This window comes from Frankia gtarii (genome assembly GCF_025403375.1).
Taxonomy (GTDB): domain Bacteria; phylum Actinomycetota; class Actinomycetes; order Frankiales; family Frankiaceae; genus Frankia; species Frankia gtarii.
In genome coordinates this window covers 1-7,296 of the sequence record NZ_JAMPTM010000322.1, presented here as the reverse complement: position 1 = coordinate 7,296, position 7,296 = coordinate 1, and the positions used below count along the sequence as shown (strand labels likewise).

The window sequence follows — 7,296 nt, the reverse complement described above, 5'->3', positions numbered from 1 at the left end:
GTGTACAAGAGACAGGACCCACCGCCGTTCCCACCCAGGCCGCCGGAACCCGAACCGCCGCTGGAGCCCCCGCCGGAGCCCCCGCCGGAGCCGCCGGTCGTGCTGGCGGACCCGCTGCCCGACCCGCCGGCGAGCTGCTGGCCGACGGTGAGGTTGACCGCGGCGACCGTCCCGGCGATCGGTGCCGTCATCGCGCTCGCGGCGAGGTTGCGCTGCGCGGTGGCCGCCGCGTCCTGCGCCGAGGTCAGCGTGGCTTCGTCGGCCGTCAGCTGCGTGCCTGTCACCCCGGACGTCTGATCGGAGGTGACCTTCGCCTGGTCGTTTGCCACCGTCGCCTGCGCCTGGGCGGCGGTGGTGGCGAGTGCCGCCGAGTCGATGGTGGCGAGGGTCTGCCCGACCTGGACCTTGTCGCCGACGGCGACCTTGACCGCAGTGACCTCACCGGCTACGGCGAAGGAGAGGTTGGCCTGCCGAGTCGGTTCCAGGGTGCCGGTCGCACTCACGGTCTGGCGGATCTGCCCGACACTTGCCGCGACGAGCCTGGACGACACGGACGTCCCCGAATCACCGCTCAGGGTCCAACCGAGTAGTGTTCCGCCGACGGCGACGACGGCCACGGCGGCTATCACGACGACGCGGGTGCGGCCCCGGGGAATCCGGATTCGGTGTCCGGCGGACGACGGGCGGCGGGCACCCCGCCGGGCTCTGCGGATGGACGGTTCCGGCGGTTCGATGCTCTGCTGCGACGCCGTTTCGTCTGCCGACAAGGACGACAAGAACCCTCCAGGGTGACCCGCGATCCGGGGTGCAACCGCCGGAAGGCATGCAGAGGTTGAATTTCCGTTGTCTTTTTGGGCTACCGGCGGGCTGCGCCGGCATGAGCTCCGGTGGGGGCGCTCTGAACTCTGTCGGAAGATCTTAAAGATTCGCTGGTGAGATCCTGTGAAAATTCTTAGCGAATCATTGTTTTTTGGGCCGTGGGGGCGCTGAACGGTAAAGCTATGAATAACCTGTGAATTTCGGCGTCGACAGTGCGGATCGTTGACTGCGTCCGTCCGATCTGCTTCCCGAGTCTCGCCTCCCAGCCGAGCTGGCCATGGTCGATCCGTCCACGGACACCGCGCAGGCGGCTGTGTTCCCCGCCGGGCCCGACGGGAGCTACCTCGCCGGATCGTCGGATCGTCGTTCATGGCCGAGAGCGGCCTGACGACACTTCCCCGGCCTTCCGCGCCAGTGGCGCTCAGGACCGTGATGGCGGCAGACCCGAACGGGATTGGCGAGACGCCTGTCAGCGCTTACGGACGAATACGAGCCGCTCGCCACGAATATCGACGTTCCTCGCGGACCAGCCGGCGTCGTGGATGGTCCGAGCCACGGCACGTCCGTCGTAGCCGCTCCAATGGGCCGGATGTTTCCTGGCGGACGGTGACAGCGGCAGCGCGATGATTTGTTCGATCTCTGCGAACGTGAGCTGGATTCTTTCCTCGTACCGGCTGCACAGCCACTCCCGCAGCGCCCGGTACCTGCCGACATGCTTCTGTGCATGGTCGCTGTCAGACGAGGCACGACCGACAGCATCCGCTGAGCCCGCGTGAGTCGGGAACCGTGGTGCCACACCCGGCTTCGCCCGGCCTGTCAGCGCGGTCCCGATCTGTGCCGCCAGCCGTTCACGAGCCTTGGCGGGGGACAGGCCGAAGACGCCGAAGGCGACGACCCCGCCGAGCAGACCGGGCCGTGGGCAGTCCTCCACCAGTTGATTCCCGGTCCGCATTCTCCACCCTTGCCGACAAAGTTGTTGTGGATCAGGGGAAAGCGGGGTGTCGGCGTGACCGAGCGACGCCGCCCAGGGAGGCTCGCGCCGTGTGAATGATCGGACAAGGGAGAGCAGGAGCCATGGCGGCAGGCGAACGGGACTCCCACAAGATCCTCGTGGATCGGTCGGAGGGGTTCGGCGAGCGGCTGCTGGGCGTGCTGCTGGACCGCGCGCACGAGATGCCGCCGCAGCTGATCGCCCCACTCGTGGCGGAAGAGGTGCGCAGGATCGGGGGTCGGGACGTCTCGATCCTTCTGCAGGACTATGAGCAGCTGGTGCTGACGCCGCTGCCGGGTCGCAATCTCACGATCGGGGAGCCCGTGCCGATCGACGACTCGCCGGCCGGCACGGCTTTCCTCAATGCTAAACCCGTCGAAAAGCCGCAGGCTGACGGCATCCGGATGTTCCTGCCGCTGCTGGACGGCAGCGACCAGGTGGGGGTGCTGGCCCTCACCCTCGACACCGTCGATGACGACGACCGACGGTTGCTGCGGCGACTCGCCGGCCTCGTCGCCGACATGCTGGTCACCAAGAGCAACTACACCGACCAGTTCTTCCAGGCCAGGCGGCGCGAATCGATGAGCGTGGCCGCGGAGATCCAATGGTCCCTGCTGCCCCCGCTGACCATGCTGACCCCGCAGGTCGCGGTGGCCGGCATCCTCGAACCCGCCTACAACATCGCGGGCGACAGTTTCGACTACGCCCTCAACGACGACATCCTGCACGTCGCCATCATCGACGCGATGGGTCACAGCCTGGATGCCGCCGTCCTGGCGACGGTGGCGATCGGCGCCTACCGGCATGCCAGACGAGCCGATATCGGGCTCGCCGAGCTGTACATGTTCATGGACGATGCCATCCACCGGCAGTTCGGGCCCGACCACTTCGTCACGGCACAGATGATGCGGCTGGATATCGGCACAGGTCATCTGCAGTGGGTCAACGCGGGTCACCCGGCGGCGCTGCTGATCCGCGGTCGCCGGGTCATCCAGGCGTTGACGGGTCCGGGCACCCTGCCGGTCGGCTTCGGCGGTTACATGCCGCAGGTCAGCGAGCAGCAGCTCCAGCGCGGTGACCGGGTGCTGTTCTTCACCGATGGTCTCGTCGAGGAGCATGAAGTCGGCGGGGAACAGTTCGGCGAGGCACGTCTGATCAGCGTTGTGGAGCGGGTCCAGGGAAAAAGTGTGCGGGAGATGGTGCGAGATCTGTCCCACACGCTGATGCGGGAACGCCGCGGGATCACGACCGACGACGCGACTCTCTTCCTGGTCGAGTGGAGCGGGGGTAGCGCCGACCACCTCGCCAGCCTGGATCTGTAGGACGGACTGCGACGCTGACGCCGTCAGCTCCAGGTGACCACGGTGTGGTCGTCGATGAAGCCCATCATGGCGGCGAGCGTGGTGCGGGTATGGGTGCGGGTGTTGTCGGCGTTCGGCTCCACGGCGTGGACGTGGGCGCCGTTGAAGACGTAGATGTCGCCGGTGTTGACCTCGATGTACTTCGTTTCGTGGCCGACGAGAGATGCCGAAGGATAGGGGGAGCCGGTGATAGCAAGACCCAGCCGGCTCTTGCTCCCGGCGTCGGGCTGGATATTCCAGTAGGCCAGGCGTCCGCCCAGGTCGTTCTCGAGGCAGATGTTCAGCGCCACCACGGATCGTTGGAGTACGCCGCGGCGCTCGAAGTCGGCCATCTGGGGATCAGCGCACTGCGAGTAGTCGTCGTGCGGGTTCAACGCGAATTCGCCACCACCGTGCCAGGAACGGAGCAGCGCCCGGCTGGCGACGCGGCCATCCTGCGCGGCCGGACGAACGATGGCGCCCTCCCTCGCCAGCGCGTCGGAGAGCCCCGCGTAGAAGACCTTCATCGGATCGCCCTCGACGTCGAGCAGGTCGTCGAGGATCGGATTCACCTGCTCGGACTCGTCCAGGTACTGGGCGGTCGGCTTGTGCCAGGTGTAGGAACCGAGGTAGTAGCCGGGTGCCTCGGCGCCGCGGGTCAGCCGGTGCGGGCTGTCCCAGAACCGGGCGGCGATCTCCGCGCACACCTCGACCGGGACGACGTCCCGGAACACCACGCCCGCGACGCGGCCGTGGAGCACGTCGAGAACCGGTTCCGGTGCGAAGTGGTCGTACTCGCGGAACACGAAGTAATCCTGGTCGCCGATCCACCCGGTGACGGGTGCGATGTCCGGATGGTCAGTCACCTGGGCTTCTCTCTCGTTGGCGTGGACGGAAGGACGACAAAATCTCCACCCGCGATCGTCGGTGCAGATGGCAGATGGCAGATGGCCGCGGATCGGCGCGCAGGTGAGGAACTGCCGGCTACCGGAAGTGACGCGCCACCGAGTCGACGAAACCGAACAGCTCGGTGTGCATGGTGCTTCTGGCGGGATCCGGAAATGTGATGTTGAATAGCTGGTAGCGGTGGTAGGCGAGGATCAACGCCGCCTCGGTGATTCTCGCCGGTAGTGCAGAAATGGATGGCTCATCGAGAGGGCTGATCTCCTCGTAGCCCGCGAGAAGAGATTCCATGCGGGCCGGTGCCAGCAGACCCGTGCCGTCCTGGGCGAGCCCGACGATCGCTATGCCGAGGTCGAGAAGCGGGTCGTCCCTCGAGATGTTCTCCCAGTCCAGCGCGGACAGGCGGCCGTCATCGTGCACGATGAGATTGTCGGCGAAGAAATCGCCGTGAATGACTGTCCGGGTGGCCCGGCGGCGGCCCACGGAGTCGCGCACGCGCGCCAGCCGATCGGTGAGCCAGGCCGCGAACTCCCGGTCGGGGAACCGGCCCAGCTCGGCCTCGTCCCGGGCGGAGAGGCGGCGGGTTCCGGCAGGCAGCGTCAGCAGCGTGGGGGAGTTCACCGGTAGCGCGTGAATATCGGCAAGAAGCCTTCCGGCGGCCGGCAGGTGAAGGTGCGTCAGCGGGTCGAGTATCGCCCCCGAGATCCACCTTTTGAGAATCCCAGGGCGACCATCCAGGGTGATGGAAAGCTGGCCGTCGAGGCTCGGGATGATTTCCGGTGCCGGAACTCCCAGCCGGAAAACGCCCTGCATGTGTGCGGCGAGTCTGGCCGCATCCGGCGCGTCGTGGTTGTCCAGAATGGTGAGGACGAACTCGCCGTCCACACCGGCCAGATGGAAACTGGAGTTCACCGCACCACCGGCGAGCGATATCAGCCGCGGCTCACGAAGGCCGTAGTGCCCCGCGACGACAGCTGGATCGATCTGGTCGACCGTCGTGTAGGTCGCCAACAGGGCCGCTCCTTTCCCCCTTCCGCGGCGTCATGCCCTCGGCCGTTGCCGATGGTTGCCGGTCGTGGACGGACGGCTTCTGTGTCGTCCACCCACTTTGCCACACGCAGACCACGCGAAGGTTCGCTATTCGGCAGATTAGGTGAATGGCGACAGATGACCGAACTCCGCACCCCGCGTGCAGGCGTGGGGTGCGGGGTTTACACAGGTCGGCCGGTGGCGGAGGTCAGAAGCCGGGGAACGCCGCGCGGAGCGTGTCGACGTCGACGCCGTCGGCCTCGAAAGGCGGGGTGTGGGCGGGGTCGAGGCGGCCGTAGACCAGGCGGAGGAACGCCTCGGCCGACAGCCGAAGCCGGGCGGGCCGTGCCTCGCCGTCCCAGGGGCCCAGGCTCACGGCGTCGCCGAGGTCGAGGGCGATCTCGCGGTCCGGGGCGGTGGTGGTGACGTGGATCCGGGCCGGGCTGGTGGGCTTCCCGGCGAAGCCGGCGATCATTGCGAGGCCGTCGATGAGCAGGTCGACGGCGGCCGCGTCCACGGTGGCGGCGGGGTCGAGCACGACCGCGACGTCCCAGGTGTGCACGGCGTGCTCGCTCAGCCGGAGCCGGACCACCCCGGCGGCGTCGAGGCTCATCGGCCCGAGCGCGACCCGCAGACCCGCGAGCTGGGCGTCGTCGAGGGCCTCGTATGCCTCGACGAGGGCCAGGTCCGCGGGCAGCACGTCGGCGGCCTGCGCGTCCGGGGTCTTGGCGTTCCACGTGTCCCAGACGGCGACGAACTGCTCCTGGCCGGGGGCGTCCCGCCCGGCGACGGCGGCGTCGAGGACACTCCGGCTGATCTCGGCGCCGGACCCGAGGTGGGAAAGCACCTGCGCGATCGTCCACTCGTCGTCGTAGGAGGGCCCGCGCACCGCCTCGGCATCAAGCGGCTCGACGAGGGCACGCAGCCGCTCATGCGAGCGGCGAAGGCTGGCGATGGCGGTGCGGGCGTCGGTCAAGGGGGTGGCTCCTTCTGGGCTGAGGCTTCGGCGGCGGGCCCTGGAAATCGGCCGCGACGGCCGCCCGCCGACGCTGCATCATCCTCCCAGGTGACGACGGGCAGCGCCGACCCGCCCCGGCGCTGCGGGCGGCTGTCGGCACTGCGGGTGGCTTCGGCGTGTCGGGTGCCCGCACCTGGCGATATGCCCGTTCGGGTTGTAGCGGACGGGCCGAACGGCGCCGACGGCCGTCCACCCGTCGCCTGCCGCGGGGGAGTGGACCGCGGCAGGCGACGGGCGGTGGTGCCGTCGGGTCAGGCGCACTGACCGGATCGCGGCCCGATCACGGTGTTGCCCGTCTGCGCCAGGGTCGGCTGGTTGCCGGTGCAGCTCAGCGGACCGGTGACGTGGTTGTCGCGGAACTCGGGCACCGCGTCGTCGGGCAGCGGGCCGCTACCGCTGTTGTCGACGATCCGCACCGGACCGATGATCGTGTTCGCGGAGGCCTCGAGGCCGCCGGTGTTCGCGTCCACGGTCAGCGGGCCGCGCAGCGTGTTGGCGGCGCAGGGCGTCACGTCGGCGGCGTCGGCGCCGAGCAGGACGTAGCCGCGGGCGGCGTGGATCGTCACCGGGCCGGTGATCGTCGACTGGCAGGCGGTGAGGGCCAGCGCGCCCTCGGCGGTCACCGGGCCGGTGACCGCGGCGCCGGTCAGCGCGAGCGCCCCGCCGGAACGCACGGTCACCGGGCCGACCTGTCGGCCGCCCGGGCCGACGCACAGCGACTGGCCGGCGGCGACCGTCAGGGGACCGGTGCGCGTCGTCGTGACGCACGGCTGGCTGAACCCGACGGTGACCTCGGTGGATCCGGCGGTGGTCCCCGGTGCGAAGGCCGGGTCGCCGCCATAGCTGGCCGTGATCGCATGCGTGCCGGGTTGGAGGCCGCTGACGCTGACGCCGGCCTGGCCGCCGCTCAGCGGCGCCGTTGCCAGCGTCGCGGCCCCGTCCAGGAAGGTGACCGTCCCGCCGGGGGTGCCGGCGGCCGGGTCCGTTCCGGTGACGGACGCGGTGAGGGTGACGGTCTGGCCGAACAGCGGCGTGGTGGTGCCGGTGGCGAGCGCCACCGAGGCGCCGTACCGGAACGACACCGTCGCGCGGCCGTCGCCGTGGTTGACGCCCGGGACCAGCGCGGCGTCGGTCACCGTGGGGGCCGCAAAGCCGCTGCCGCCGCCACCGCCCGCCCCGTAGAAGTTGCCCGGGTC

The 7,296-nt window shown here is 69.3% G+C and carries 7 protein-coding genes; 1 reads left to right on the top strand and 6 read right to left on the bottom strand.

Going from position 1 to position 7,296, the window contains the following annotated elements; all coding sequences use genetic code 11:
- Window positions 1-617 (bottom strand): efflux RND transporter periplasmic adaptor subunit (locus NBZ83_RS33510; protein WP_261576157.1); only part of this gene is annotated, 617 nt, incomplete at its 3' end.
- A 671-nt stretch (window positions 618-1,288) separates the two neighbouring features.
- Window positions 1,289-1,771, bottom strand: a complete 483-nt coding sequence (locus NBZ83_RS28335) for a DUF7662 domain-containing protein (RefSeq protein WP_261569565.1) — start codon at window positions 1,769-1,771, stop codon at window positions 1,289-1,291.
- A 122-nt stretch (window positions 1,772-1,893) separates the two neighbouring features.
- On the opposite strand from NBZ83_RS28335, the gene NBZ83_RS28330 reads away from it, so the two are divergent.
- Complete coding sequence (locus NBZ83_RS28330) at window positions 1,894-3,132, top strand: PP2C family protein-serine/threonine phosphatase (protein ID WP_261569566.1); 1,239 nt, start codon at window positions 1,894-1,896, stop codon at window positions 3,130-3,132.
- Window positions 3,133-3,155: 23 nt separating this feature from the next.
- Here the strand turns inward: NBZ83_RS28330 and NBZ83_RS28325 are convergent, their stop codons facing one another.
- From NBZ83_RS28325 to NBZ83_RS28310, 4 genes are all read right to left on the bottom strand, one after another.
- On the bottom strand, window positions 3,156-4,016 hold the full coding sequence (locus tag NBZ83_RS28325; RefSeq protein WP_261576156.1) for a 2OG-Fe(II)-dependent halogenase WelO5 family protein: 861 nt from the start codon (window positions 4,014-4,016) through the stop codon (window positions 3,156-3,158).
- A 118-nt stretch (window positions 4,017-4,134) separates the two neighbouring features.
- Window positions 4,135-5,064 (bottom strand): phosphotransferase, encoded by a 930-nt coding sequence (locus NBZ83_RS28320; RefSeq protein ID WP_261576155.1) that lies wholly within the window; start codon window positions 5,062-5,064, stop codon window positions 4,135-4,137.
- 226 nt (window positions 5,065-5,290) lie between these two features.
- On the bottom strand, window positions 5,291-6,058 hold the full coding sequence (locus NBZ83_RS28315) for a maleylpyruvate isomerase N-terminal domain-containing protein (RefSeq protein WP_261576154.1): 768 nt from the start codon (window positions 6,056-6,058) through the stop codon (window positions 5,291-5,293).
- A 293-nt stretch (window positions 6,059-6,351) separates the two neighbouring features.
- Window positions 6,352-7,296, bottom strand: a 945-nt coding sequence (locus NBZ83_RS28310; RefSeq protein ID WP_261576153.1) for an Ig-like domain-containing protein, incomplete at its 5' end; no start/stop codon positions are given.